24 protein-coding genes are annotated in these 26,565 nt (G+C 69.6%); 17 read left to right on the top strand and 7 right to left on the bottom strand.

Annotated features, from left to right (window positions below):
- The first annotated feature begins 87 nt into the window (after positions 1-87).
- The 11 genes from hutI to L632_RS0118930 all read left to right on the top strand — a co-directional run bounded on the left by hutI (position 88) and on the right by L632_RS0118930 (position 11,863).
- The gene (gene hutI / locus L632_RS0118980; RefSeq protein ID WP_028717367.1) at positions 88-1,290 is read left to right on the top strand and encodes an imidazolonepropionase; all 1,203 of its coding nucleotides are present in this window, start codon (positions 88-90) and stop codon (positions 1,288-1,290) included.
- On the top strand, positions 1,283-2,824 hold the full coding sequence (gene hutH, locus L632_RS0118975) for a histidine ammonia-lyase (protein ID WP_028714092.1): 1,542 nt from the start codon (positions 1,283-1,285) through the stop codon (positions 2,822-2,824). The genes hutI and hutH overlap by 8 nt, the downstream gene beginning before the upstream one ends.
- Positions 2,821-3,612 (top strand): N-formylglutamate deformylase, encoded by a 792-nt coding sequence (gene hutG, locus L632_RS0118970; protein WP_028714091.1) that lies wholly within the window; start codon positions 2,821-2,823, stop codon positions 3,610-3,612. The genes hutH and hutG overlap by 4 nt, the downstream gene beginning before the upstream one ends.
- The gene (locus tag L632_RS0118965) at positions 3,609-4,757 is read left to right on the top strand and encodes a CaiB/BaiF CoA-transferase family protein (protein WP_028714090.1); all 1,149 of its coding nucleotides are present in this window, start codon (positions 3,609-3,611) and stop codon (positions 4,755-4,757) included. The genes hutG and L632_RS0118965 overlap by 4 nt, the downstream gene beginning before the upstream one ends.
- Positions 4,754-5,908, top strand: a complete 1,155-nt coding sequence (locus tag L632_RS0118960) for an acyl-CoA dehydrogenase family protein (protein WP_028717366.1) — start codon at positions 4,754-4,756, stop codon at positions 5,906-5,908. The genes L632_RS0118965 and L632_RS0118960 overlap by 4 nt, the downstream gene beginning before the upstream one ends.
- A 12-nt stretch (positions 5,909-5,920) precedes the next feature.
- Positions 5,921-7,597, top strand: coding sequence for a urocanate hydratase (gene hutU / locus L632_RS0118955; RefSeq protein WP_028714088.1), 1,677 nt, complete (start codon positions 5,921-5,923; stop codon positions 7,595-7,597).
- 64 nt (positions 7,598-7,661) lie between these two features.
- Entirely contained in the window at positions 7,662-8,480 is an 819-nt protein-coding gene (locus L632_RS0118950) for a transporter substrate-binding domain-containing protein (RefSeq protein WP_028714087.1), read from the top strand.
- Positions 8,481-8,537: 57 nt separating this feature from the next.
- Positions 8,538-9,185 (top strand): amino acid ABC transporter permease, encoded by a 648-nt coding sequence (locus tag L632_RS0118945; RefSeq protein ID WP_028714086.1) that lies wholly within the window; start codon positions 8,538-8,540, stop codon positions 9,183-9,185.
- Positions 9,185-9,847, top strand: a complete 663-nt coding sequence (locus L632_RS0118940; protein WP_028714085.1) for an amino acid ABC transporter permease — start codon at positions 9,185-9,187, stop codon at positions 9,845-9,847. The genes L632_RS0118945 and L632_RS0118940 overlap by 1 nt, the downstream gene beginning before the upstream one ends.
- Positions 9,848-9,851: 4 nt before the next feature.
- Positions 9,852-10,622 carry an amino acid ABC transporter ATP-binding protein gene (locus L632_RS0118935; RefSeq protein ID WP_028714084.1) on the top strand — a complete coding sequence of 257 codons (771 nt, stop codon included), beginning with the start codon at positions 9,852-9,854 and terminating at the stop codon, positions 10,620-10,622.
- Positions 10,623-10,759: 137 nt separating this feature from the next.
- Complete coding sequence (locus tag L632_RS0118930) at positions 10,760-11,863, top strand: NADH:flavin oxidoreductase/NADH oxidase (RefSeq protein ID WP_028717365.1); 1,104 nt, start codon at positions 10,760-10,762, stop codon at positions 11,861-11,863.
- A gap of 43 nt (positions 11,864-11,906) precedes the next feature.
- Here L632_RS0118930 and L632_RS0118925 read toward each other — a convergent pair whose 3' ends face one another.
- Complete coding sequence (locus L632_RS0118925; RefSeq protein ID WP_028714082.1) at positions 11,907-13,058, bottom strand: patatin-like phospholipase family protein; 1,152 nt, start codon at positions 13,056-13,058, stop codon at positions 11,907-11,909.
- A 304-nt stretch (positions 13,059-13,362) separates the two neighbouring features.
- Here L632_RS0118925 and L632_RS0118920 point away from each other — a divergent pair, with 304 nt between their 5' ends.
- The gene (locus tag L632_RS0118920; RefSeq protein ID WP_028717364.1) at positions 13,363-14,640 is read left to right on the top strand and encodes a hemolysin family protein; all 1,278 of its coding nucleotides are present in this window, start codon (positions 13,363-13,365) and stop codon (positions 14,638-14,640) included.
- Between the two features lie 106 nt (positions 14,641-14,746).
- Positions 14,747-15,682: a hydrogen peroxide-inducible genes activator gene (locus tag L632_RS23165; RefSeq protein ID WP_036698892.1), complete on the top strand. Its 936-nt coding sequence runs from the start codon at positions 14,747-14,749 to the stop codon at positions 15,680-15,682.
- 15 nt (positions 15,683-15,697) lie between these two features.
- On the opposite strand, the gene L632_RS0118910 is transcribed toward L632_RS23165, so the two are convergent.
- The 5 genes from L632_RS0118910 to L632_RS0118890 form a co-directional block, all read right to left on the bottom strand.
- Complete coding sequence (locus L632_RS0118910) at positions 15,698-16,522, bottom strand: energy transducer TonB (RefSeq protein ID WP_028717363.1); 825 nt, start codon at positions 16,520-16,522, stop codon at positions 15,698-15,700.
- Entirely contained in the window at positions 16,519-17,022 is a 504-nt protein-coding gene (exbD, locus tag L632_RS0118905) for a TonB system transport protein ExbD (RefSeq protein WP_028714079.1), read from the bottom strand. The genes L632_RS0118910 and exbD overlap by 4 nt, the downstream gene beginning before the upstream one ends.
- Positions 17,023-17,025: 3 nt before the next feature.
- Complete coding sequence (exbB, locus tag L632_RS0118900; RefSeq protein WP_036698890.1) at positions 17,026-18,216, bottom strand: tonB-system energizer ExbB; 1,191 nt, start codon at positions 18,214-18,216, stop codon at positions 17,026-17,028.
- Between the two features lie 126 nt (positions 18,217-18,342).
- On the bottom strand, positions 18,343-19,410 hold the full coding sequence (locus tag L632_RS0118895; RefSeq protein ID WP_028714077.1) for a siderophore-interacting protein: 1,068 nt from the start codon (positions 19,408-19,410) through the stop codon (positions 18,343-18,345).
- A gap of 61 nt (positions 19,411-19,471) precedes the next feature.
- Complete coding sequence (locus tag L632_RS0118890; RefSeq protein ID WP_028717362.1) at positions 19,472-20,644, bottom strand: alanine--glyoxylate aminotransferase family protein; 1,173 nt, start codon at positions 20,642-20,644, stop codon at positions 19,472-19,474.
- A 283-nt stretch (positions 20,645-20,927) separates the two neighbouring features.
- Here L632_RS0118890 and L632_RS0118885 point away from each other — a divergent pair, with 283 nt between their 5' ends.
- The 3 genes from L632_RS0118885 to dinB are packed head-to-tail and all read left to right on the top strand — an operon-like array spanning position 20,928 to position 24,489.
- The gene (locus L632_RS0118885) at positions 20,928-22,667 is read left to right on the top strand and encodes an ABC transporter ATP-binding protein (protein WP_028714075.1); all 1,740 of its coding nucleotides are present in this window, start codon (positions 20,928-20,930) and stop codon (positions 22,665-22,667) included.
- Positions 22,667-23,398: a folate-binding protein YgfZ gene (locus L632_RS0118880; RefSeq protein WP_028714074.1), complete on the top strand. Its 732-nt coding sequence runs from the start codon at positions 22,667-22,669 to the stop codon at positions 23,396-23,398. Before L632_RS0118885 ends, L632_RS0118880 begins: the two co-directional genes overlap by 1 nt.
- Positions 23,395-24,489 (top strand): DNA polymerase IV, encoded by a 1,095-nt coding sequence (gene dinB, locus L632_RS0118875; RefSeq protein WP_028714073.1) that lies wholly within the window; start codon positions 23,395-23,397, stop codon positions 24,487-24,489. The genes L632_RS0118880 and dinB overlap by 4 nt, the downstream gene beginning before the upstream one ends.
- Here dinB and L632_RS0118870 read toward each other — a convergent pair.
- On the bottom strand, positions 24,480-25,400 hold the full coding sequence (locus L632_RS0118870; RefSeq protein WP_028714072.1) for a DUF533 domain-containing protein: 921 nt from the start codon (positions 25,398-25,400) through the stop codon (positions 24,480-24,482). The two genes, dinB and L632_RS0118870, sit on opposite strands and share 10 nt — an antisense overlap.
- Before the next feature lie 209 nt (positions 25,401-25,609).
- Here L632_RS0118870 and tuf point away from each other — a divergent pair.
- Positions 25,610-26,565 (top strand): elongation factor Tu (gene tuf, locus L632_RS0118865; RefSeq protein ID WP_028717361.1); only part of this gene is annotated, 956 nt, incomplete at its 3' end.

Genomic DNA, 26,565 nt, shown 5'->3' with positions numbered 1-26,565 from the left:
CTTCTTTGCGCCAAAATAAGTTTAGACATAGAGATTAATTAAGTTTAGACATAGAACAACCGAGAAATCAATCCGGGATGCGATCCGATGCAGCTTCTCCACAACGCCCAGCTTGTTACGATGGACGAAGAATCAGGTGGTTACGGCCTGATCGAGCAGGGGGTGCTGGTGATCGAGGCCGGGCGAATCGCTTGGGTCGGCGCCGAATCGGACCTGCCTGCGCGCTATGGCGATGCGACGCGCCGCGACATGGGCGGCCGGCTGGTGACGCCGGGGCTGATCGACTGCCACACCCATATCGTCTTCGGCGGCGACCGCGCGCGCGAGTTCGAGATGCGGCTGGAAGGCGCCTCCTACGAGGAGATCGCGCGGGCCGGCGGCGGCATCCTGTCCAGCGTCCGCGCCACGCGCGAGGCGGATGAGGATGCGCTGCTGGCCGCCGCTCTGCCGCGTGTCGATACGCTGCTGGCCGAGGGCGTGACGACGCTGGAGATCAAGTCGGGCTACGGGCTGGACATCGACAGCGAGCTGAAGATGCTGCGCGTCGCCCGCCGCATCGGGCAGGTCCGCAAGGTGACGGTGCGCACCACCTGGCTGGCCGCCCATGCCCTGCCGCCGGAATACAGGGACGACCGCGAGGGATATATCCGCGAGGTGGTGGTCGCCGGCATGCAGCGCGGCCTTGCCGAGGGGCTGATCGACGCGGTGGACGGGTTCTGCGAGGGCATCGCCTTCACGCGCGAGGAAATGGCCGGCATCTTCGACCATGCGGCAAGGCTGGGCCTGCCGGTCAAGCTGCATGCCGAGCAGCTTTCCGACCTGGGCGGCGCGGCCATGGCGGCGCAGCACGGCGCGCTGTCGGCGGATCATCTGGAATATCTGGGACCGGACGGTATCGAGGCCATGGCGGCCCATGGCACCGTGGCGGTGCTGCTGCCCGGCGCCTTCTATACCCTGCGCGAGACGCAATACCCGCCGATGGGCGGCTTGCGCGATGCCGGCGTGCCGATCGCGCTGGCCACCGATTGCAATCCCGGCACCTCGCCGCTGACCTCGCTGCTGCTGACCATGAACATGGGCGCGACGCTGTTCCGCATGACGCCCTCGGAATGCCTGGCGGGTGTCACGCGCCACGCCGCCCGGGCGCTGGGCCTTGCGGATCGCGGCCGGCTGGCGCCCGGCATGCGCGCCGACCTGGCGGTCTGGGACATCCGGCACCCGGCCGAACTGACCTATCGCATCGGCTTCAACCCCCTTCATGCCCGCATTGTCGGAGGCGAACTTGTCTGAACTGATCCTTATCCCCGGTGAAACCACGCTCGCGCAGCTTGAACAGGTCTGGCGTCAGGGCCTAGCCGTGCGGCTGGCCGACTCGGCTCGTCCCGGCATCGCCGAATCCGCCGCGCGCATCGCCGCCGCCGCCAATGGTGACGCGCCGGTCTATGGCGTGAATACCGGCTTCGGCAAGCTCGCCTCGATCAAGATCAGGGCCGAGGACACCGCCACCCTGCAACGCAACCTGATCCTGTCGCATTGCTGCGGCGTGGGCGAGCCGGTCGAGCCGGAAACCGTGCGCCTGATCATGGTGCTGAAACTCTTGTCGCTGGGCCGCGGCGCCTCGGGCGTGCGCCCCGAGGTGATCCAGCTGATCGAGGACATGCTGGCGCGCGGCGTGCTGCCGGTGATCCCGTCGCAGGGTTCGGTCGGTGCCTCGGGCGATCTGGCGCCGCTGGCGCATATGGCCGCCGCCATGCTGGGCGAGGGCCGCGCAACCTATGACGGCCGCGAGATGCCCGCCGCCGAGGCGCTGGCCGCCGCCGGCCTCGCGCCCGTGGTGCTGGCCGCGAAAGAGGGGCTGGCGCTGATCAACGGCACCCAGGTCTCGACCGCCTTCGCGCTGGCGGGGCTGTTCGAGGCTTTCGCCTCGGCCCGCGCGGCGCTGGTCACCTCGTCGCTGTCGACCGATGCGATCATGGGCTCGACCGCGCCCTTCCTGGACGAGATCCACACGCTGCGCGGCCATCGCGGCCAGATCGTCGCGGCGCGGACGATCCGCGCACTGATGGATGGGTCCGAGATCCGCGAGAGCCACCGCGAGGGCGATACCCGCGTCCAGGATCCCTATTGCATCCGCTGCCAGCCGCAGGTGACGGGCGCCTGCATCGACCTGCTCTGGCAGGCCGCCCGCACGCTGGAGATCGAATCGAACGCCGCCACCGACAACCCGCTGGTGCTGGTCGGGGCCGACCGCATCGTCTCGGGCGGCAACTTCCATGCCGAGCCGGTGGCCTTCGCCGCCGACCAGATCGCGCTGGCCATTGCCGAGATCGGCGCCATTTCCCAGCGCCGCATTGCGCTGATGGTCGATCCGGCGCTGAGCCACGACCTGCCGCCCTTCCTGACCCCCGATCCGGGGCTGAACTCGGGCCTGATGATCGCGGAAGTGACCTCGGCGGCGCTGATGAGCGAGAACAAGCACCTGGCGACGCCGTGCAGCACCGACTCGACGCCGACCTCGGCGAATCAGGAGGATCACGTCAGCATGGCCGCGCATGGCGCCCGGCGGCTGAAGCGCATGAATGCGAACCTCGCGCAGATCCTGGGCATCGAGGCGCTTTGCGCCAGCGCCGGCGTCGAGTTCCGCGCGCCGCTGGCGACCTCGGCGCCCTTGCAGGCGGTGATCGCCGCGCTGCGCCAGACGGTGCCGGCGCTGGAGCAGGACCGCTATCTTGCCCCCGACCTGGCCGAATCCGCCCGGCTGGTGCGCGAGGGCGTGCTGGTCGGCGCCGTTCCCGGCCACCTGCTGGACGAGGTGCGGCCGTGACCCCCGTCGAAGTCACGCAGGGCGACAGCCCGGTCATCCTCGGCCTGCCGCATACCGGGACCTGGCTGCCCGATGGGATGCGCGCCCGGCTGAACCCGCGCGGGCAGGTGCTGGCCGATACCGACTGGCATATCCATCGGCTCTATGACGGGCTTCTGCCCGGCGCGACAACGGTGCGGGCGACCTTTCACCGCTATGTCATCGACGCCAATCGCGGGCCGGACGATGCGAGCCTCTATCCCGGGCAGAACACCACCGGCCTTGTGCCGCTGACCGATTTCGACGGCGAACCGATCTGGGAGGTGGAGCCGACCGCCGAGGAGATCGCCACCCGCAAAGCGCAGTTCCACGCCCCCTATCACGCGGCGCTGGCCGCCGAGATCGAGCGGGTGCGGGCGCGTCACGGCGTGGCGATCCTTTATGACTGCCACTCGATCCGCTCGGTGATCCCCTTCCTGTTTCAGGGCGTGCTGCCGGATTTCAACATCGGCACCAACAGCGGCGCCGCTTGCGACAAGCGCATCGAGGCCGCGACGTTCGAGCTTTGCGCCGCAAGCGGCCGCAGCCATGTGCTGAACGGCCGCTTCAAGGGCGGCTGGACGACGCGGCATTACGGCCAGCCGGGGCAGGGTGTGCATGCCATCCAGATGGAACTGGCGCAGGCGACGCATCTGGCGACCGAGGCCCCGCCCTTCGCCTATGACGAGCAGAAGGCCGAGGCGCTGCGGGTGACGCTGAAGGCGATCCTTGAACGCCTCGCCGCGCTGGCGCCGGAGTTGCGCGCATGAAGCCGCTGCAAGGCATCAAGGTGCTGGACCTGTCCCGCGTGCTGGCGGGGCCCTATTGCACCGCGCTTCTGGCCGATCTGGGTGCCGAAATCATCAAGCTGGAGCCTCCCGCCGGCGACGACTATCGCCATATCGGCCCGTTCAAGGACGGCGAAAGCGCGCTCTTCACGCTGAACAACCGCGGCAAGCAGAGCCTTGTCCTAGACCTGAAGGACCCCGCCGACCTGGCGCTGGCGCGCGAAATCGCGGCGCAGGTCGACGTGGTGGTGGAGAACTTCCGCCCCGGCGTCGCGGCCCGGCTGGGCCTTGGGGCCGAGGCGCTGCGGGCGGCGAATCCGCGGCTGGTCTATTGCTCGATCTCGGGCTTCGGCCAGGACGGGCCGTTCCGCGACCTGCCGGCCTATGACCTGGTGGTGCAGGCCATGTCCGGGCTGATGGCCGGCACCGGCGAGGAAGGCGGCGCGCCGCTGAAGACCGGCGAAAGCGTCGCCGACCTGATCGCCGGCCTGTTCGGAAGCTGGGCGATCATGGCGGCGCTGGTCAATCGCAACGCCACGGGGCAGGGCGCCACGCTGGATGTCGCCATGTATGACGCGCTGTTTTCGATGCTGACCACCAGCCACGCGCTGCATTTCTATGCCGGGGCGCTGCCGCAGCGGGTGGGCAACCGCCATCCCCTGTCCACCCCCTTCGGCTGTTTTGCGACGCAAGACGGGCAGGTGGTGATCGCGGTGCTGAACGGCAAGCAATTCGCCGCGCTGGCCGCGCTGATCGGCGCGCCGGATGCCGCGGACGATCCGCGCTTTGCCAGCGACGAAAGCCGCACCGCGCATGAGCCCGAGCTCAAGCGCCTGATCGAAAGCTGGTCGCGCGAGCGCACGACCGAGGAAGCCGTCGCGGCTCTGGCCGGCGTCGGCCTGCCCGCCGCGCCGATCTGGGACATCGCCCAGGCTGCGGGCAACGAGCATGCGCAGACGCGCGGGCTGGTCAGCCGCCTGCCGCATCCGGTGCTGGGACTGGCGCCGACCGTCGGCCAGCCGGTGCGCTTCGATGCAGAGAAACCCGTGGCCGAGACCTCGGCCCCGCGCCTTGGCGGCGACCGCGCCGCCATCCTGCGCACATTCGGATTGGAGGAGACCGCATGAGCGACGACTGGCCCATGCTGGCCGAGGAGGAGCGGCTGTTCTGCGACGTGCTGGAGCGCATCTGCGCCGAGCGGATCGCGCCGAAAGCCGCCGAGACCGACGAGACCTCGGCCTTTGTCCACGAGCAACTTGCCGTTCTGGGCGAGGCCGGGATGATGGGCGCGAACCTGCCCGAGGAATATGGCGGCAGCGGCATCTCGGCCCCGGCGCTGCTGCGCGCCGTCGCCATCGTGGCGGGGGCCTGCGGGTCCACGGCCTCGGCGCTGACGGCGCATTACCTGGCGACCGACTCGATCCTGATCGGCGGAACCGAGGCGCAAAAGCAGGAATGGCTGCCGAAAGCCGCCGCCGGCGAGGCGTTGGGGGCATTCGCCCTGACCGAGCCGACCGCCGGCTCGGACCCCGCCGACATGAAGACCCGCGCCCGCCGCACGGAAACCGGCTGGCACCTGAAGGGCACGAAATGCTTCATCTCGAACGGCGGCGTGGCGGATTTCATCGTCGTCTATGCGGTGACCGATCCCGAGAAGGGCCATCGCGGCATCTCGGCCTTCATCCTGCCGAAAGGCACGCCGGGGCTGGATCCGGGCGCACCGGAAAAGACCATGGGGCTGAAGGGCGGGCATGTGTTCACCCTGAACCTCGACTGCCAGCTGCCCGAGGATGCCCTGCTGGGCGAAGAGGGTAGGGGCTTTCGCACCGCCATGCAGGTGCTGGACAACGGCCGCATCGAGGTCGCGGCGCAATGCCTGGGGCTGGCGAAAGCGGCGATGGACGCCGCCATCGCCTATGCCAAGGACCGCGTCATCGGCGGCGAGCGGCTGACCGACCGGCAGGGCATCCGCTGGATGATCGCCGACATGGGCGTCGCTTTTCGTCAGGCGCTGCTCTTGTCGCAGGATGCCGCGCGCCAGCGCCAGCAGGCCCATGACCACGGCGGGCGCTTCTCGCTGGCGTCGAGCATGGCGAAACTGGCCGCCAGCGAGGCGGCGGGCAAGATCGCCGACACCGCGCTGCAATTGCATGGCGGCTATGGCTATACCCGCGACTTTCCCATCGAGAGGATCAACCGCGATCTGCGCATCATGCGGATCTATGAAGGTTCGTCCGAAATCCAACGCATCATCATTTCCGGCAACATGCTGGCCTGAACGGAGACCGAGATGGACAACCCCCAGACCAATCCGCGTCACAATACCCGCGACATCTTCCCGCCCACCGGCACCGAGATCACCGCAAAAAGCTGGCTGACCGAGGCGCCGATGCGGATGCTGATGAACAACCTGCATCCCGACGTGGCCGAGAACCCGCATGAGCTGGTGGTCTATGGCGGCATCGGCCGCGCCGCCCGCACCTGGAAGGATTTCGACCTGATCGTCGACAGCCTCAAGAAGCTGGAGACCGACGAGACCCTGCTGGTGCAATCCGGCAAGCCGGTCGGCGTGTTCAAGACCCACAAGGACGCGCCGCGGGTGCTGATCGCCAACTCGAACCTGGTGCCGCATTGGGCGAACTGGGACCATTTCAACGAGCTGGATAAGAAGGGCCTGGCGATGTACGGCCAGATGACCGCCGGCTCGTGGATCTATATCGGCAGCCAGGGCATCGTGCAGGGCACCTACGAGACCTTCGTCGAGGCCGGGCGCCAGCATTACGGCGGCAACCTGAAGGGCAAGTGGATCCTGACCGCCGGGCTTGGCGGCATGGGCGGCGCCCAGCCTCTGGCCGCGGTCATGGCCGGCGCCTGCTGTCTGGCGGTGGAATGCGACGAGACCCGCGCCGATTTCCGCCTGCGCACCCGCTATGTCGACGAAAAGACCCACAGCCTCGACGAGGCGCTGGAGATGATCGACCGCTGGACCAAGGCCGGCGAGGCGAAATCCGTGGCGCTGATCGGCAATGCCGCCGAGGTGTTCCCGGAACTGGTCAGGCGTGGCGTGCGTCCCGACATCGTGACCGACCAGACCTCGGCCCACGACCCGGTGCATGGCTATCTGCCGCAGGGCTGGACCGTCGCCGAATGGCGCGTCCGGCAGGAGACCGATCCCAAGGCGGTGGCCGCCGCCGCCCGCAAGTCGATGCGCAAGCAGGTCGAGGCCATGGTGGCCTTCCATGATGCAGGCATCCCGACCGTCGACTACGGCAACAACATCCGCCAGATGGCGCTGGAAGAGGGCTTCGAGCGCGCCTTCGCCTTCCCCGGTTTCGTGCCGGCCTATATCCGGCCGCTGTTCTGCAAGGGCATCGGTCCGTTCCGCTGGGCGGCGCTGTCGGGCGATCCCGAGGACATCTACAAGACCGACCAAAAGGTCAAGGAACTGGTGGACGATCCGCATCTGCACAACTGGCTGGACATGGCGCGCGAGCGCATCAGCTTTCAGGGCCTGCCGGCGCGGATCTGCTGGGTCGGCCTTGGCATCCGCCACAAGCTGGGCCTCGCCTTCAACGAGATGGTGCGCAACGGCGAGCTGAAGGCGCCCATCGTCATCGGCCGCGACCATCTCGACTCGGGCTCGGTCGCCTCGCCCAACCGCGAGACCGAGGCGATGCAGGACGGCTCGGACGCGGTGTCCGACTGGCCGCTGCTGAACGCGCTGCTGAATACCGCCTCGGGCGCGACCTGGGTGTCGCTGCACCATGGCGGCGGCGTCGGCATGGGCTTTTCGCAGCATTCCGGCATGGTGATCTGCTGCGACGGCAGCGAGGATGCCGATGCGCGGCTGGCGCGCGTGCTGTGGAACGACCCGGCCACCGGCGTCATGCGGCACGCGGACGCGGGCTATCAGATCGCGCTGGACTGCGCGCGGGAGCACGGGTTGAATCTGCCCGCCATTCTCTGATCCATAGGCGCGGCGTCGCAACGCACCGGGGCCGCGCCCCTCACCGTCCAACTAGGAGACAGACATGACCTTCCACACCAGCATCAAGGCTGCCCTGTTCGGCCTGACCGCGCTTGCGCTCGGCACTGCCGCGCAGGCCGACCAGCTTGCCGACATCAAGGCCGCCGGCAAGATCGTCACCGCCACCGACATGCACTATGCCCCCTTCGACATGCTGAACAACGGCACCTATGAGGGCATGACCAAGGACCTGTTCGACGAGGTTTCCAAGGAAATCGGCGTCGAGCCGGTCTATCAGGACATCCCCTGGACCGCCGAGCTGCCGGGCCTCGAAGTCAAGAAATTCGACATCGTCATCGCGCCCGTCACCATCACGCCCGAGCGGCTGGAGCGTTACACCTTCACCCTGCCGATCGCCGATGCCACCGTCTCGCTGGTCAAGGCCGCCTCGAACACCGAGCTGACCAAGCCCGAGGACATCAAGGGCAAGACCGTCGGCGTCCAGCAGGGCACCGCGCAGTTCCGCCAGCTGCAAGCCTATGGCGAAAGCCTGGGCGGCGTGAACGTCAAGGAATACGGCACCACGGACGAAGCCTATGCCGACCTGGCCGCCGGCCGTCTGGACGCGGTGGCGGGCTCGCTGCCGAACCTGACCTATCTGGTGAAGAACCGCCCCGAGACCTTCGCGCTGTTCGAGCCGGCACAGTTCGGCCAGCCGACCTATTTCGCCTGGGTGCTGCGCAAGGAGGAAGCCAGCGAAAGCTTTGCCCAGGCCATCAACGATGCGCTGCTGAAGATGACCGATGACGGCCGGGTCAAGGCGATCCAGGAGAAATGGCTGGGCAGCTATACCGAACTGCCCCGCGAAGTCCCGACCAACTAAGCCGCTGGCGGGCGGGGGATGCCCCGCCCGTTCCCCAAGGGCCAAGGCGAGGCGCGCATGTTCTCCATCCCGGTCTTTCTTCAAAGTTTCGAACCGCTGTTCTGGGCGGCGCGCTATACGCTGCTGATCTCGGGCCTTGGCATCGCGCTGGGGCTGGTGATCGGCACGCTGATCTGTGCGGCGCGGCTGTCGCCCTATGCGGCCCTGCGCAACTTCGCCGCCATCTGGGTCAGCTTCCTGCGCGGCGTGCCGCTGCTGGTCCAGCTGCTGGTGTTCTACTACACGCTGCCGGTGATCGGCATCGACGTGCCCGCCATCTTCGCGGCGGTCGTCACCGTCGGCATCTGCGCCAGCGCCTATATCTCGGAGATCTGGCGCGGCGCCATCGCGGCGCTGCCCAGGGGCCAGACCGAGGCCGCCGTCGCCATCGGCATGACCCCGCGCGATGTCTGGACCCGGGTGATCCTGCCCCAGGCCTTCACCATGTCGCTGCCGGCGCTGGTCAACGAGCTGATCCTGCTGGTCAAGGCCAGCTCGCTGGTCTCGGTCGTCGGCATCCTGGAACTGACCCGCGCCAGCCAGGCCCAGGCCGCGACCACCTTCCGCCCGCTCGAGGTCTATATCGCCGCCGCCTGCATCTATCTGGCGATCAACCTCTGCCTTGCGGCGCTGGGACGTTACCTTGAACACAGGACGGCCGTCTGATGGAATGGAGCATCCTTGAACAATACGGTCCCGCCCTGCTGAGGGGCTTTGGCGTCACCGTGCTGTGCTGGGTCCTCGGCACCATCTTCGGCATGGCGCTGGGGCTGGTGATCGCGCTCATGCAACGCTACGGGCCGCGCTGGCTGGGCTGGATCATCCAGGCCTATATCGAGGTGATCCGCGGCACGCCCTTCCTGGTGCAGCTTTTCGTGCTGTATTACGGCGGCCCGCTGATCGGGCTGCGGCTGGACGCGCTGCCGGCGGGCCTGCTGGGCCTGACCCTCTATGGCAGCCCCTATTTCGCCGAGATCTTCCGCTCGGGCTTCCGCGCCGTGCCGCATGGCCAGATCGAGGCCGCCCGCGCCATCGGCATGGCCGAGCCGGCCATCGTGCGCCGCATCCTGCTGCCGCTGGGCCTGGTCTCGTCGCTGCCGGCGCTGGTCAATTTCTCGATCATCCTGACCAAGGAGACGGTGATCCTGTCGATCATCACCGTGCCCGAGCTGATGTATCAGGTCAGCCGCATGTCCACCGAGACCTTCCGCTATCTGGAGGCGAACCTGGTGCTGGCGCTGTTCTTCTGGGCGCTGGTCGAGACCATCTCGCGCATCGGCCGCCGGCTTGAGACGCGCATCACCAAACACCTGATCGAAAGGACCTGAGCCGATGCAGGCATCCGCCGTCGAGATCCGCAAGGTCAACAAGTATTACGGTCCCTTCCACGCGCTGAAGGACGTGGACCTGTCCATCCCGCCGGGCAAGGTGACCTGCCTGATCGGGCCCTCGGGCTCGGGCAAGTCCACGCTGCTGCGCTGCATCAACTTCCTCGAGGAATACGACTCGGGCGAGATCCGCATCGACGGCCAGCTGATCGGCTACGAGGCGCCGGGCCGCAAGATGGCGGGGCGCAAGCTGCGCGAGATGCGCCGCGCCATCGGCATGGTGTTCCAGCAGTTCAACCTGTGGCCGCACATGACCGCCAAGGAGAACGTGGCCGAGGGGCTGGTCCGGGTGCGCGGCCTGCCGAAAGCCGAGGCGGAAAAGCGCGCCGCCGAGGCGCTGGCCAAGGTCGGGCTGGCCGACAAGATGGGCAACCACCCCTCGCGTCTGTCGGGCGGCCAGCAGCAGCGCGTCGCCATCGCCCGCGCCATCGCCATGGAGCCGCGGCTGATGCTGTTCGACGAGCCGACCTCGGCGCTCGATCCCGAGCTGGTGGGCGAGGTGCTGAACGTGATGAAGGCGCTGGCGAATGAGGGGATGACCATGGTGGTGGTCACGCATGAGATGGGCTTCGCCGCCCATGTCGCCGACCAGGTCGGCTTCATGGAAAAGGGCGAGCTGGTGGCGGTGGACAGTCCGCAGGCCATCTTCCACGCGCCGAAGGACCAGCGCATCCAGAATTTCCTGCGCACCTATCACGAGCGCAACAGCTTCTGATGGCGGGCGGGGGCTCTGCCCCCGTCGCGTTCCGCGACTCCCCCGGGATATTTGGGCAAGAAAGAAGCGCGCCGGCGGGGGGTTGCGGCGGGGCGGCCGAGGCTTATCTGGAACGGGCAACAGCAAGGACCGCATTCATGCCCAAACCGAAGCTTTTCGAGCCGATCGCCATTGCCGGCCAGACCCTTGCGAACCGGATCGTCATCGCGCCGATGTGCATGTATTCGGCCGAGGACGGGCGGATGACCGACTGGCACCTGATCCATCTGGGCGCGCTGTCGCATTCCGGCGCGGCGATCCTGACCATCGAGGCCACCGCCGTCCTGCCCGAGGGCCGCATCTCCTATGCCGATGTCGGGCTGTGGGACGATGCGACCGAGGCGGCCATGGACCGGGTGCTGAAGGGCGTGCGGGCCTGGTCGGACATGCCGATCGCCATCCAGCTGGCCCATGCCGGGCGCAAGGCCTCGACCGTGAAGCCTTGGGAGGGCGAGGCGCAGATCGCCCCGGATGCGGCGCATGGCTGGCAGACCGTTTCGGCCTCGGCCCTGCCCTTTGCCGAGGGCGAGAACCCGCCCCTGGCGCTGGACCGCGCCGGGCTGGCGCGGGTGCGCGACGCCTTTGCCGAGGCGGCGCGCCGCTCGGTGCGGCTGGGGATCGACGCGATCCAGATCCATGCCGCGCATGGCTATCTGCTGCACCAGTTCCTGTCGCCGCTGTCCAACCGGCGCGAGGACGACTATGGCGGCAGCCCGGAAAACCGCATGCGCTTTCCGCTGGAGGTTTTCGAGGCGGTGCGGGACGCGGTGCCGGCGGGCTATCCGGTCACCGTGCGCATCTCGGGCACGGACTGGGTCGAGGGCGGCTGGGACATTGCCGGCAGCATCGCCTTTTCGCAGGCGCTGGAGGCGCGGGGCTGCGCCGCCATCCATGTCAGCAGCGGCGGGCTGGATCCGCGCCAGCAGATCCCGGTCGGTCCCGGCTATCAGGTGCCGCTGGCCCGGGCGGTCAGGCAGGCGGTCGGGATTCCGGTCATCGCCGTGGGGCTGATCACCGAGCCCGAGCAGGCCGAGGCCATCGTCGCCACCGGCGATGCCGACATGATCGCGCTGGCCCGGACGGTGCTTTACGATCCGCGCTGGCCCTGGCACGCGGCGGCGAAGCTGGGTGCCAGCGTCACGGCGCCGCCGCAGTTCTGGCGCAGCCAGCCCTCGGGGCTGCGGGACCTGTTCCGCAAGTGACCGCGGCGCGGGCGCCGGCTTTCCCGCCGGTGCCGCCCCGGGTTCAGACCGCGGTGTCCTGCCGGTGCGGGTCGTTGCGGTCGAAGACCATCAGCCCGTCCTCGGGCACCTGCCGCTCGGTCCAGCGGGGGTCGCGCAGCGACTGTTCCGCGTCGCGCAGCCCGTCGCGCCAATGGTCCAGCATCGACAGGCGCGAGAATTCGTAATCCTTGGACGCGCTTTCGTAATCGGCATGGCGATAGATCAGGTGCATCAGGCTGACCGGATGGGCGGGGCCGGCCTCGATCAGCATGGCGAGGTCCGGGTCGTCGCGCAGCTCGACCGGCAGGCGGCCGTGCAGCCGGCGCGCGGCGCTGGCCAGCGCATGGCGGATGCGGAAATCGTCGGTGTTCAGCCGGGTGCGGCTGGAAAAGCGGATCTCGCGCTCGCGCTGCTCGACCTGGGCCATGTTGCGCGGCAGGATGTCGCGCGAGGGGTAGAGGTCCACCTGATAGATGCAGAGCGGCCGGTTGCTGGGCGTTGCCAGCACGAATTGCAGCGGCGAGTTCGACACCAGCCCGCCGTCCCAATATTGCCGGCCGTCGATCTCGACCGCGGGAAAGCCCGGCGGCAGCGCGCCCGAGGCCATGATGTGATCGACGGAGATGCGCGTCTCGCGGCTGTCGAAACAGGTGAAGTTGCCGGTCTCGACATCCACCGCGCCGACGGACAGGCGCGGGCCCTCGCCATTGAGATAGTCGAAATCGATCAGGTGCAGCAGCGTGTCCCGCAGCGGCGTGGTGTCATACCAGCTGGTCTGCCGCATCAGCCCGGGCAGGAACGAGAACATGTCCGGCATGCGCGGGCGGAAGAAGCCCGGCGCGCCCAGCATCGTGGTCAGAGCGGCGCGGCTTTCGTTGCAGAAGGCGCGCATCGGGTCGTGCAGCGGCCCGCCCTCGAAACAGGCGCCGAGCAGCCAGGGCGCGCCCGTCACCCCTTCCCAGAACTGGCGCAGCGCCGCGAGCCGCTGGCCGGGCCGGTTGCCGGCGATCAGCGCGGCGTTGATCGAGCCGATCGAGATGCCGGCCAGCCATTCCGGTTCCTGCCCCGCGCGGCAGAGCGCCTCGTAGGCGCCGGCCTGAAACGCCCCCAGGGCCCCGCCGCCCTGAAGGACCAGCACAATTTTTTCCGGCGTTTCCTCGGATCTGTCCTTCATTTGCCCCTCGTTACGCATACAGTGATTCTTGTCACGCTATGCCCCGGGAATGAAAATTTCCATAACGGCCAATAAGACGAAAGAAAAAATCTCTCGAATTCGGGATTGGCGCGGGGGGTGACGTTGCGTCCGGCGCGGTGGCGGCTTCGGCGATTGCCACGGCGGCGGCAGCCGATATAGTGGGGCATGACACAGCCGGAGCCAGATGCCGACACGCGCATGACCGATGCCCCTTCCGACCGGCGCAGCCCGCTGCGCCCGCGCCACCTTCCGGCATTGCCCTGACCCGAGCGAGCTCCCTTCGATGTGGATCGAAATCCTTGTTGTTTTTGTCCTGACCCTGCTGAACGGGCTTCTGGCCATGTCCGAGCTGGCCATCGTCTCGGCCCGCCCGGCGCGGCTGAAGGTGCTGGCCGAGCGCGGCGACCGGGGTGCCGCCACCGCCTTGCAGCTGGGCGAGGATCCGGGGCGCTTCCTGTCCTCGGTCCAGATCGGCATCACGCTGGTCGGCGTGCTGTCCGGGGCCTTTTCCGGTGCGACGCTGGGCGCGCGTCTGGCGGCGGCGCTGCCGGGCTGGGGCGTGCCGGCCTCGCTGGCGCAGCCGCTCGGCATGGGCGGCGTGGTGGTGGCGATCACCTATCTGTCGCTGATCGTGGGCGAACTGGTGCCCAAGCAGCTGGCGCTGAAGGCGCCCGAGCGGGTCGCTGCCCGGGTCGCGCCGCTGATGCGCGCCATCTCGCGCGGGGCGGCGCCGCTGGTCTGGCTGCTCGACCGGTCCGGCAAGCTGGTGCTGGCGGCGCTGGGGCAATCGGGCCAGGACCGCCAGACCATCAGCGACGAGGAGATCAAGCTGGTCATCTCGGAGGCCGAGACGGCCGGTGTCATGCACCGCGCCGAGACCGAGATGATCGCCGGCGTCATGCGCATCGCCGACCGCAGCGCGCGCGGGCTGATGACGCCCCGGCGCGACATCGAGGCGATCGATGTCGGCGACAGCTGGGAGGAGATGGCGCGCAAGTTCCGCGACAGCCGCCGCACCCGCCTGCCGGTCAGCGACGGCGATCCGAACAACCTGATCGGGGTGATCGCCAGCGTGGACCTGATGTCGCAGAGCCGGGCCGAGGCGGTGGACCTGCGCGAGGTCATGCAGCCCGCCCCGATCATCCCCGAGACCATGGACGCGCCCGAGGTCATCAGCCGGCTGCGCGCCGCGCCCGGGCAGATGCTGCTGGTCTATGACGAATACGGCCATTTCGAGGGCGTGGTGACGCCGATGGACGTGCTGGAGGCGATCACCGGCGAATTCGCCGGCTTTTCCGACGACGAGCCGAAGCTGGTCGAGCGCGAGGACGGCAGTCTGCTGGTCGCCGGCTGGATGCCGGTCGACGAATTCGCCGACCGCCTTTCGCTGCCGCTGGACGAGGATCACGACTTCTCCACCGTGGCCGGGCTGGTGCTGGACCTGGCCGGGCGGCTGCCGCAGGCCGGCGACCGCGTGGACTGGCAGGGCTGGCGCATCGAGGTGGTGGACATGGACGGCCGCCGCATCGACAAGCTGCTGGTGCAGCGCCAGCCGGGCTGATCTCGCCCCACCGGTCCGCCCCGGTCCGCGGCTCCGGCTTTCCCGGCCCGGGCGCCGGTTTAGAATCGGTGCTTGTGATTGCCCTACACGGTGATAATCAGGAATTATGAACTTCACCCTGCGCCAGATCACCTATTTTCTTGCCGTCGCGCGGCTGGGCAATTTCGGCCGCGCCGCCGAGACGGTGCATGTCTCGCAGCCGGGCCTGTCGAGCCAGATCGCCCAGCTCGAGGCCCGGCTGGGCGGGGCGCTGTTCGAGCGCGGGGCCGGGGCAGGGCCGGTGCGGCTGACCGCGCTGGGAGAGCGGCTCTTGCCGGTGGCGCAAGAGTTGATCGACACCGCCAAGCGGCTGGACGCGCTGGCGCGGGCCGGCCGCTCGGCGCTGTCGGGGCGGCTGCGGCTGGCGATCATCCCGACGGTCGCGCCCTATCTGATCCCGCATCTGGTGCCGGCGTTGCGCGACCGCCATCCCGCGCTGGACCTGGAACTGCACGAGGTGGTGACCGACGATCTGGTCGCGGGCGTGCTGAGCCACCGTTTCGATGCGGGGATCATGGCCCTGCCCGCGGGCGAGGCCGGGATCGAGGCCGAGCCGGTGCTGCGCGACGCCTTTCTGATCGCGCTGTCCGAGGATGATACCACCTTCCTGTCCGGTCCCGCCCGCCCGGAAAGCATCGAGGCCGAGCGGCTGCTGCTGCTGGCCGACGGCCATTGTCTGCGCGATCAGGCGCTGGAGGTCTGCGGCATGCGCAGCCCGCGCCGCAAGCTGAACCTCGAAGCGGCCTCGATGGCGACGCTGATGCGGATGGTGGCCAGCGGCATGGGCATGACGCTGATCCCGCGGCTGGCGCTGGCGGACGAGAACCGCGATGGGCGGCTGCGCATCGTGCCCTTTGCCGAGCCCGCGCCCTCGCGCGATCTGGCGGTGGTCTGGCGGCGCAATGCCGAGGCGGGAACGGATGCCAGGGCGCTGGCCGCGGTGGTGCGCGGCCTCGCGCCGGTGCTGGGGGTCGAGCCGATCGCCTTGCCCGGCCCGGAATGAGCCGGCATCGGCGGGTCAGCGCAACACGATCTTGACCGGCAGCACCAGCGCGGTGGTCTTGCCCGAGGGCGGGGCCGGCATGCGCGGCATGCTCGATGCCTGCCGGCTCAGTGCCGCGTCGATCCTGGCGTCGCCGGTCGAGTTGGCCAGCTGCGCCCCGGCCACGCGGCCGCTGGGATCGACGCTGAAACGCACCGTGACGGTCACCGAGGCGCCGCGGCCGGTGAAGCGGGTGCGCTGCATGTGCCGCGCCACGGCGGCCTGCACCTTGGACTGCCAGTTGGCCACCTGCCGCGGGCTGGGCGTGCCCGCCTGGATCTGCGGTGCGGCGGTGCGTTCGGATTGCGGTGCCCGGACCTGGGTCGCGGCCTGGCGGGAGGGCTGCTGCTCGGGGGCCTTTTCCTTCTTCTCGCGCTTTTTCGGTTCGGGCTGCTTTTCCACCACCTTCGGCTCGGGCTCCGGCTCGCGCTCGGGGCGTTCCGGCGGGCGCTCGGATTTCTGCAGCACCACCGCGTCGGGCGGCGGCGGGAACAGCGAATTCATGTCCGCGAGCGGCTCGAGCTCCTGCAGCGGCGGCATGGCGAGCTCGGGCTCCGGCTCTGGTTCGGGCTCCGGCTCGGCTTCGGCCATCTCGGGCATCTCGAACTCGTCCTCGGGCGCGGCGGCCTCGGGCATCGGTGCCAGATCGACGAAGACCGGGTCGGGCAGGCCCGGCGGCGCTGCGGCCTCGGCGCGCTGCATGATCCACAGCCCGCCGCCCAGATGCGCGGCCAGCACCACCACCGCGGCGGTGCCCCAGAGCGCGCCTTCGCGCAGGGCGGGAGAGGGGGTCCAGCTCATGGCGTCGCGGCTCCTCCGCTTGCCGGGGTGGAGGCGGTCTGCGTCGGCGCCCCGGCGCCGGCCGCGGCTGACTCGGCGGGCGGCGCGGCCTCCAGCCCGACCAGCGCGATCTTCAGATAGCCGGTCTCGCGCAGGGTGTTCATCACCCCCATCAGGTCGCCATAGGACACGTCGCGGTCCGCACGCAGGAAGATGCGCTCCTCGCGGTTGTTCTCGGTGGCGGCGGCCAGCGCCGCGCCCAGCCCGCCGGCGGGGACGTCCTCATTGCCGATGGCCAGCGTCAGGTCGGGCTTGACCGTGACATAGACCGGCTGGTCGGGCCGTTTGGCGGGGGTCGCGTTCGATACGGGCAGGTCCACGTTCACATCCACCGTGGCCAGCGGCGCCGCCACCATGAAGATGATCAGCAGCACCAGCATCACGTCGATGAAGGGGGTGACGTTGATCTCGTGGTTCTCGACCAGATCGTCGCCTTGGGTCTCGCGGATGCCGCCGGCCATGGTTCAGACCTCCGCGCGCCGGGGGCCGCGGAAATCGAGGTCGCGGCTGACAAGGCGTTTGACCCCGGCGGCGGCATTGGCCAGCCGCAGCCGGTAGCCGGTGATGGCGCGGGCGAAGACGTTGTAGATCACCACGGCCGGGATGGCGGCGACCAGGCCGAGGGCGGTGGCCAGCAGCGCCTCGGCGATGCCCGGCGCCACGACGGCCAGGTTGGTGGTCTGCGCCTGCGAGATGCCGATGAAGCTGTTCATGATGCCCCAGACGGTGCCGAACAGGCCGACGAAGGGCGCGGTCGAGCCGATGGTGGCCAGCACGCCGGTGCCCCGGCTCATGCGGCGGCCGGCGATGGCCTCGATGCGGTCGAGATGCGAATCGACGCGTTCCTTGACGCCGGCGTCGCCGGCCTGCTCCAGGGCCGGGACCGAGCGGTCGTATTCGGCGGCGGCGGCGCGGATCATGCGCGAGACCGGGTCGCGGCGGTTGCCGGCCGAGGCCAGCGCGGCGGGCAGGCTGGCCGCGTCCTCGATGCGGCGGATGCCGGATTGCGCGCGGTTCGTGGCGCCCATCAGTTCCAGCATCTTGGCGATCAGAACGGTCCAGGTCACGACCGAGGCGAAGGCCAGCCCGATCATCACCGCCTTCACCACCCAGTCGGCGGCCAGGAACATGCCCATCGGCGACAGGTCATGCGGCAGGTTCGGATCGCGCTCGGCCGGGGTCAGCATGTCCTGCACCGATTGCGGCAGCAGGCCCGAGCCGATGGGCTGGGCCTCGCTCGCCGCGGGGGTCTGGGCTTCGGTCGCTGCCGCCGGAGCGGTCGCAGGCGCCGCCGGGACGAGATCAGCGGCGGGAGCGGTCTGGCCGCCGGCGGCTTCCGGCGTGGTCGCGGCCGGTGCGGGCGCCTCTGCGGCGGGGGTCGAGGCCGCCGGCGCTGCGGTTTCCGGCGCTGCGGGTTCAGGCGCGGCGGGGCTGCCCGGACCGGGGGAGTCCGGCGCCGCCGTCTGGGGCGCGGCCGCTTCGGGCGCAGCGGTTTCCGGCGCGGCGGGGCTGGCCGGCTGGGTCTGGACCTGCGGTGCCGGGCCGGGCTGGCTGTCGGGGGCGCTTTCCTGCGCCGAGAGCGGCGTGCCGAGCAGCAGGCAGGTCAATGCGACGGCGGTCCCCGCGCGGTGGCGCGGCAGCGACAGGTGAGTCATGGCGATCCTTGTAGTTCCGGCATTCGGTCCGTCCGCATCTTGCTGGGGCGCGGCACATGCCAAAGGGCGTGCCGCCGACCCTTTGGCCGCGGTTCGAGGTTCGTATCGATCACCAAGGTAAAATTGTCAACTATTCCTCGGGCGGTCCGCCGGGCTTTCTGCCGACCAGTAGGCCGCCAGATGGCTGCGGGCCTTGTCGTGGCCCAGTTCCTGCAACAGCAGGGCGCGCAGGACGGCGATGCCGGATTTTTCTGCCGCCATCCACAGATAGCCGTGGCGGGGCGGCGGTTCGGCCCGCAGCAGCGCGCCGAGGGCCGCGGTTCCGCCCGGCAGGTGGCGCAGGCGGAAGCCCTTTGGCCGGGGCAGGGGGTAGTCGGCGCGGGCGCCGAGCAGGAACACCTCGCCGCCCGCCTTGCCTGCCTGCGATTCGAGGATGCGGGCAAGGGCGGGATAGGCGGTCTCGTCCCCGGCCAGGACCAGCCGCCCGGCCTGCGGGATGCCGCCGCCGCTGGGACCGGCGAGGCCGAGGTGCTGGCCGGGCCGGGCGCGGCGCGCCCAGGCCGCCGCCCGGCCGCCGGCATGGTCGAAGATGTCCAGGTCGAGCCAGCCGGCATCGGCATCGATGCGGCGCACGGTATAGACCGGCCGGTGCAGCGCCTTGTCGCCCCTGGGCCAGACGATCTGGCCGCTGGCGCCGATATGCGGCCATTCCGGCGCCGCGTCTTCGGGCCGGGGCAGCACCAGCCGGAAATGCATCGAATCCGCGCCGGCGAGCCGGTGCAGGTCGGGCGCGGCCAGTCGCAGGCGCAGGAAATCGGGGCAGAGCGGTTCGGCGCCCACGACGCGGGCCAGGCTGAAATTGTCGGGCAGCCGGCCCGCATCCCCGGCCGAGGGCCAGCGCAACGCCGCCGCCGCGGCCGGCAGGTGCTGCGCCAGATGGTCCGAGATCGCCTGCTGCATCGCGCCCAGCCATTCGGCGCGATGCGCCCGGGCAAAGACCAGCACGCCGTCGCCGCGCTTGCGGGCGCCGAACTCGCCCATCCCGACCTCGCACCAGATCGAGCGGCCGTGACCGATATGCAGGTCCAGCCCCTGTTCCCGGGCCTTGTCTCGGATCAGCCGCTCGATGGGCGCGAAGTCCTGGCCGGGCAGCAGGGATTCGGACTGGAACTCGGGCAGGGGGGTGATGCGCATCGGTCGCCTTTCGTGCCGTCGGGGCAAAGGTCGGGCATCCGGCCCGGCGCTTCAAGGCGGTTCAGGCCAGCCGGGCGATTTCGGCCGCCGCCGCCTCCAGCGCGCCCGGGCCGTGCGGAATGGCCAGCGCGGTCATCCCGGCCTCGATCGCCGCCAGCACGCCCAGCAGCTGATGGGCATTGGCATGGCCCATATGGGCGATGCGCAGCGCGTTGCCGGGATCGGGCGCGCCAAGGCCTATGCCCAGCGTTACCCCCGTCCTGGCCGCGGTCCATTTGCGCAGGGCGCTGGCATTCGTCAGGCGGGCCGCGGTGACCGAGCGGGCGCGGCCGGCGGGATCGCCGATCAGCGGGCCGATGCCGGCATGGCCGGCGCCCCAGCGGTCCAGCGCCGCCCAGGTGGCCCGCGCCAGTCCGTCGTGCCGGGCCCAGGCGGCAGGTAGGGTCTCCTCGTCCAGCAGCATGCGCAGCGCCTCGTTCAGACCGAAGATGTGCTGGACCGGCGGCGTGCCGCCCCAGAACTGCCACAGCTCCTGCGCCTCGGCGCGCGGGGTCCAGTCCCAATAGGGCGTGGCAAGGCCGCTGCGTCCCCGCGCCTTGACCCGGTCCGAGAACCAGACGAAGGCCAGCCCCGGCGGCACCATCAGCCCCTTCTGGCTGGCCGCGACCAGCAGGTCGACGCCCCATTCGTCCATCCGCATCGGCTCGCAGCCCAGCGAGGCGATGGCATCGACGGCCAGGAAGGCCGGATGGCCGCCCATGGCCGCGCGCAGGGCGGGAATGTCGGCGCGGGCCGAGCTTGCGGTATCAACCTGGCAGACCAGCACCGCGCGGATCCGCCCTTCGCGGTCCTGCGCCAGCCGGTCGGCCAGCCGCTGCGGGTCGGGGGGCGCGAGGCCGAAATCCAGCTCCTCGACCTCGATCCCCAGCGCCCGGGCCGAGGCGGCCCAGCTGCGGCCGAAATGGCCCGAGACCAGCGCCAGGGCCCGTTCGCCCCGGTCGAGCAGGTTGACATTCGCCGCCTCCCAGCCGGCATGGCCGTTGCCGATATAGGGCGCGACATGGCCCGCGGCGCCGGCCAGCCGTTTCAGTCCGGCGATCATGGCCTGATTCTCGGCCGCCAGATCCGGGCCGTAGATGTCGGGCGAGGGGCGGTGCATGGCGCGCAGCACGCGGTCGGGGACGGGCGAGGGGCCGGGAATGGCAAGGACGGCGGCGCCTTGGGCAAAGCTCATGGAGGATGCCTTTCTGATGACCCGCCATCGGTAGGACGGCCCCTGCGCGAGGTCAACGGGGCGCGCGCGGGCCGGGAGAGGCGGCGGTGCCGGGGCCGGCCCGCACGGTCGCAGGAGTATTTGGGAAACGGTGAAGCGCAAGGGCAGGGGCAGGCGGCCGAGGCATCGATGGCGGCGAAGGCGGCGAGGACGGCGGCGGGGGTGGCGGGCAGGGGAGGGCGGCGGGTTGCCCCCGCGCGGCTTGCGGCTTATCCCTTGGCCGGACCGAATTCCCGGGGGCGCGATGGCGGACAGGATTCACAGGACGGCCAATCTGTTCGCCCGCATGTGGCGCGACTATCTGCATCCCTATTCCGGGCGCATCCTGCTGGCGCTGCTGTTCCTGATCGTCGAGGGCTCGACCCTGGGCCTGCTCAGCTGGATGCTGAAGCCGCTGTTCGACCGGGTCTTCGTCGGCGGCGACACCGATGCGATCTGGTGGGTGGGCGGCGCGATCTTCGCGCTGTTCCTGATCCGCGCCGCGACCTTCGTCATCAACCGCAGCCTGATGACCTCGGTCTCGCTGGCGGTCTCGACCACGATGCAGAGCGACATGCTGCGCCATATCATGGTGCTGGACAGCGGCTTCTTCCAGCAGAACCCGCCCGGCGCGCTGATCGAGCGGGTGCAGGGCGATTCCATCGCCGTGCAGGGGGTGTGGTCCACCTTCATCTCGGGCGCGGGGCGGGACATGGTGTCGCTGGTGTCGCTGTTCGCGGTGGCGCTGGCCGTGGACCCGTGGTGGACCATGGCGGCGCTGGTCGGCGCGCCGCTGCTGATCCTGCCCACCGTGCTGGTGCAGCGCTACATCCGGCGCAAGATGCGGCAGAACCGCGTTAATGCCAGCCAGCGCGCCACCCGGCTGGACGAGGTGCTGCACGGCATCAACGCCGTCAAGCTGAACCGCATGGAGGATTACCAGGCCAGCCGCTTTTCCCAGATCGTCGCCCGCATCCGCCAGGCCGAGGTCAAGATGTCCGGCATCGGCGCCACCGTGCCGGCGCTGGTCGATGTGGTGACCGGGCTGGGCTTCGTCGGCGTGCTGGCGCTTGGCGGGGCGGAGGTGACGCGGGGCGAGCGCACGGTCGGCGATTTCATGTCCTTCTTCACCGCCATGGCGCTGGCCTTCCAGCCGCTGCGCCGGCTGGGGGCCTTGACCGGCACCTGGCAGATCGCGGCGGCGAGCCTGGAGCGCATCTACTCGGTGCTGGACATGCGGCCGGCGATCACCTCGGGCCCGCGGCGCGAGCCGCCGCCCGACACCACGATCCGCTTTGACGACGTGCGGCTGGCCTATGACGACCATCCGGTGCTGAACGGCCTGAGCTTTACCGCCGAGGCGGGCCAGACCACGGCGCTGGTCGGGCCGTCGGGGGCGGGGAAATCCACGGTCTTCAACCTGCTGACCCGGCTGATCGATCCCGAATCGGGGCAGATCACCCTGGGCGGCGTGGCCTTGCGGGATTATGACCTGGGGGTGCTGCGCGATCAGTTCTCGACCGTCAGCCAGGATGCGGCGCTGTTCGACGAGACGCTGCGCGAGAACATCCTGCTGGGCCGCGAGCAGGACGACGAGGCGCTGCGCCGCGCCATCGTCGCCGCCCATGTCGCGGATTTCACCGATGCGCTGCCCCTGGGGCTGGACACGCCGGCCGGGCCGCGCGGCTCGGCCCTGTCGGGCGGGCAGCGCCAGCGCGTGGCCATCGCCCGCGCCGTGCTGCGCAACGCGCCGATCCTGCTTCTGGACGAGGCGACCAGCGCGCTGGACGCGCAAAGCGAACGGCTGGTGCAGCAGGCGCTGGACGAGCTTTCCGCGGGGCGCACCACGCTGGTCATCGCGCACAGGCTTTCGACCGTGCGGCAGGCGGACAAGATCGTGGTGATGGATCAGGGCAGGGTTGTCGAGGAGGGCGATCACGACCAGCTTATGGCCCGGGGCGGCGCCTATGCGGCCTTGGTCAAACTGCAATTCGGAGAGACGTGATGCGGCGCATTCTGGCGGTCTCGGGCGAGGATCGGGTCGAGTTCCTGCAGGGGCTGGTGACGAACAAGGTGGGCGAGGTGCCGGCCTGGGCGGCGCTCTTGACGCCGCAGGGCAAGTATCTGGCCGATTTCCTGGTGGTGCCGGACGGCGGGCGGCTGCTGGTCGACGTCGATGCGCGGCTGTCGGACGACCTGCTCCGGCGGCTGTCGATGTACAAGCTGCGCTCGAAGGTCGCGCTGGAGCCGACCGACCTGACCGTCGCCCGCGGCATCGGCGAGATGCCCGATGCCGCCATCGCCGACCCCCGGCATCCGGCGCTTGGCTGGCGGCTTTATGGCGGGCAGGGCGACGACGGCACCGACTGGGATGCCATCCGGGTCGCGCATTGCATCCCCGAAACCCTGATCGAGCTGATCCCGAACGAGACCTTCATTCTGGAAGCCGGCTTCGAACGCCTGCATGGCGTCGATTTCCGCAAGGGCTGCTATGTCGGGCAGGAGGTCACGGCGCGGATGAAGCACAAGACCGAACTGCGCAAGGGGCTGGTGACAGTCGGGATCGAGGGCGCCGCGCCCGTCGGCACGCCGATCCTGATGGCGGACGGGCGCGAGGCAGGCACGCTCTTCACCCAGTCCGGCGGGCGCGCCATCGCCCATATGCGCTTCGACCGCATGGGCCCCTTTTCTGACGGGGGTGGGCTGACGGCGGGGGACGCCCGCATCATCCCATGACGACCGGGCCGGCCGGGGAGCGCGTCCGCCGCATCGTGCATGTGGACATGGACGCCTTCTATGCCTCGGTCGAGCAGCGCGACAATCCCGAGCTGCGCGGGCGTCCGGTCGCGGTGGGGGGCATCCAGCGCGGCGTGGTGGCGGCGGCCAGCTACGAGGCGCGCCGCTTCGGCGTGCGCTCGGCCATGCCCTCGATGCGGGCGATGCGGCTTTGCCCGGCCCTGATCTTCGTGAAGCCGCGCTTCGACGTCTATCGCGCCGTCAGCCAGCAGGTGCGGGCGATCTTTGCCGAATACACCCCGCTGGTCGAGCCGCTGTCGCTGGACGAGGCCTATCTGGACCTGACCGATCACCTCGACGGCCGCACCGCCACCCGCATCGCGCAAGAGATCCGGGCGCGCATCCGGCAGGCGACCGGGCTGACCGCCTCGGCCGGGGTCAGCTACAACAAGTTCCTGGCCAAGCTGGCCTCGGACCAGCGCAAGCCGGACGGGCTGTTCGTGATCCCGCCCGAGGCCGGGGCGGAATTCGTGCAAAGCCTGCCCATCGGCCGCTTTCACGGCATCGGCCCGGCCACGGCGGCGCGGATGGAGGCGCATGGCATCCTGACCGGCGCCGACCTGGCCCGGCAGAGCCTGGAATTCCTGTCCGCGCGCTTCGGCAAGTCGGGCAGCTATTACTGGAACATCGCCCGCGGCATCGACCATCGCGAGGTCAAGCCGAACCGCATCCGCAAGAGCATCGGCGCCGAGAACACCTATTTCGAGGACCTGCGCGACCTGGCCCCCGCGCATGAGGCGCTGGCCGAGCTGGCCGAGAAGGTCTGGCGCCATGCCGCGAATGCGGGCCGCGCCGGGCGGACGGTGACGCTGAAGGTGAAATACGGCGATTTCCGCCAGATCACCCGCGCCCGCTCCCTGCCGCGCCCGCTCGAAAGCCGCGACGAGATGCTGGAGATGGCCTGCGAATTGCTGGCCCCGGTCTTTTCCGATCCGCATGGCGTGCGGCTCTTGGGCATCACCCTGTCGGGGCTGGAGGAGGCGCGGCAGGACGAGCCGCCGCGCCAGCTGGGCCTGTTCGATCAGGCGTAAAGGTTGATGACGCCGACCTTCTGGTGGATGCCGTTCACCGTCTCCTTGTCGAGGCCGAGGCCCTGCGCCAGCGTGTGCAGGTATTCGGCCTCCTTGCGGTTGTCGAGCTCGATGGCCATCAGCGACATCAGATAGACCTGCGGCCCGAAGCCCTCCGGCACTTCGCGGGCCAGGGCCGCGGCATCGACCGGCGCGGCCATCTGCTCGCGGATGAAGGCGCGCTCCTCGTCGTCCAGCTCGCCGAACTGGTCCATCAGCTTGGCCTTTTCATTCTCGTCGATCTCGCCGTCGGATTTCGCGGCCTGGATCATCGCCTTCAGCATCAGCCCGGCCAGCGCGTTCTGTTCCGGCGTGGGCGCGGTCGAGGGCTCGTCGCCGCTGGCCAGCGCCTCGTTGAAAAGTTCGCCGAAGCTGGCGTCGTTCTGCGGCTGGGCATCCTTCTGCGCCAGGCCGCCGGCGCCTGGCTGGGGCTGCCCGGGGGCCTGCTGCGCCTGCGCGCCGCGTCCGCCCAGCAGATCGCCCAGCATCCCGCCAAAGCCCCCGGCGGCCGCGCCGCCCAGGACACCGCCCGAGCCGGAACCGCCGCGCGAGCCCGTCAGCTGGTCGAGCAATCCGCCCAGCCCGCCTTGCGCCGCGCCGGTATGGCGGGGCGAGTTCGGCCCGCCATAGGCGGTGCCCCCGCCCGAGCGGCCGCCCAGCACCTGGCCGAGCATGTCGCCCAGCCCGCCCGAGCCGGTCGAGCGATTGCCGGCCCCGCCGGTATTGTTGCCGAACAGCTCGTCGAGCAGCCCGCCAGACCCCCGTCCCCCGGCGGATTGCGGCCGGTTCTGGGCGTTCTTCATCATGGTTCCGATCCCCTTGGCCAGCATCACGCCGGCCGCGACGCGGGCGAGGGATTTCATCAGGCTCATCTCGTTCCTCCGAAAGCGTTGCGGGGCCGCCGGGCCGGGCAGCCTTCTTTGCGCAATTCCAACGTATTCGTCCGGTTCCGGTTCCATCGCCACAGCGCCGCGGCAAAGGCCCGGGCGCCCTTGATTTTTCCCCGGCACGATTATAAGTCGCGGCGGATGTTTCACGACGGGGGCTGTCGCGCGGGTGGCCCCCCCGATAGGAGGCCATGATGGCAAAGGCAAAGTTTGAACGGACGAAACCGCACGTCAACATCGGGACGATCGGTCACGTTGACCACGGCAAGACGACGCTGACGGCTGCGATCACCAAGTATTTTGGTGAATTCAAGGCCTATGACCAGATCGACGGCGCCCCCGAGGAGCGTGCGCGTGGCATCACGATCTCGACCGCGCATGTGGAATACGAATCGGAGAACCGGCACTATGCCCATGTGGACTGCCCCGGCCACGCGGACTACGTGAAGAACATGATCACGGGCGCGGCGCAGATGGACGGCGCGATCCTGGTGGTGAACGCGGCCGACGGCCCGATGCCGCAGACGCGCGAGCACATCCTGCTGGGCCGCCAGGTCGGCATCCCCTACATGGTCGTCTACCTGAACAAGGTCGACCAGGTGGACGATCCGGAGCTGCTGGAACTGGTCGAGATGGAAGTGCGCGAGCTGCTGTCGTCCTACGACTATCCCGGCGACGACATCCCGATCATCAAGGGCTCGGCGCTGGCGGCGCTGGAAGGCCGCGACAAGGAGATCGGCGAGGATTCGATCCGGGCGCTGATCGCCGCCGTGGACGAATACATCCCGACGCCCGAGCGCGCGGTTGACCAGCCGTTCCTGATGCCGATCGAGGACGTGTTCTCGATCTCGGGCCGGGGCACGGTGGTGACCGGCCGCGTCGAGCGCGGCGCGGTGAACGTGGGCGACGAGCTNGAGATCGTCGGCATCCGCCCGACGAAGAAGACCACCTGCACCGGGGTGGAGATGTTCCGCAAGCTCCTGGACCGCGGCGAGGCCGGCGACAACATCGGCGCGCTGCTGCGCGGCGTGGAGCGCGACGGGGTGGAGCGCGGCCAGGTGCTGGCGAAGCCCGGCTCGGTGACGCCGCATACCGAGTTCGAGGCCGAGGCCTATATCCTGACCAAGGAAGAGGGCGGCCGGCACACGCC

Source organism: Paracoccus sp. J39, assembly GCF_000518925.1.
In the GTDB taxonomy this organism is placed as follows: Bacteria; Pseudomonadota; Alphaproteobacteria; order Rhodobacterales; family Rhodobacteraceae; genus Paracoccus.
This window is presented reverse-complemented; position numbering and strand designations above follow the sequence as displayed.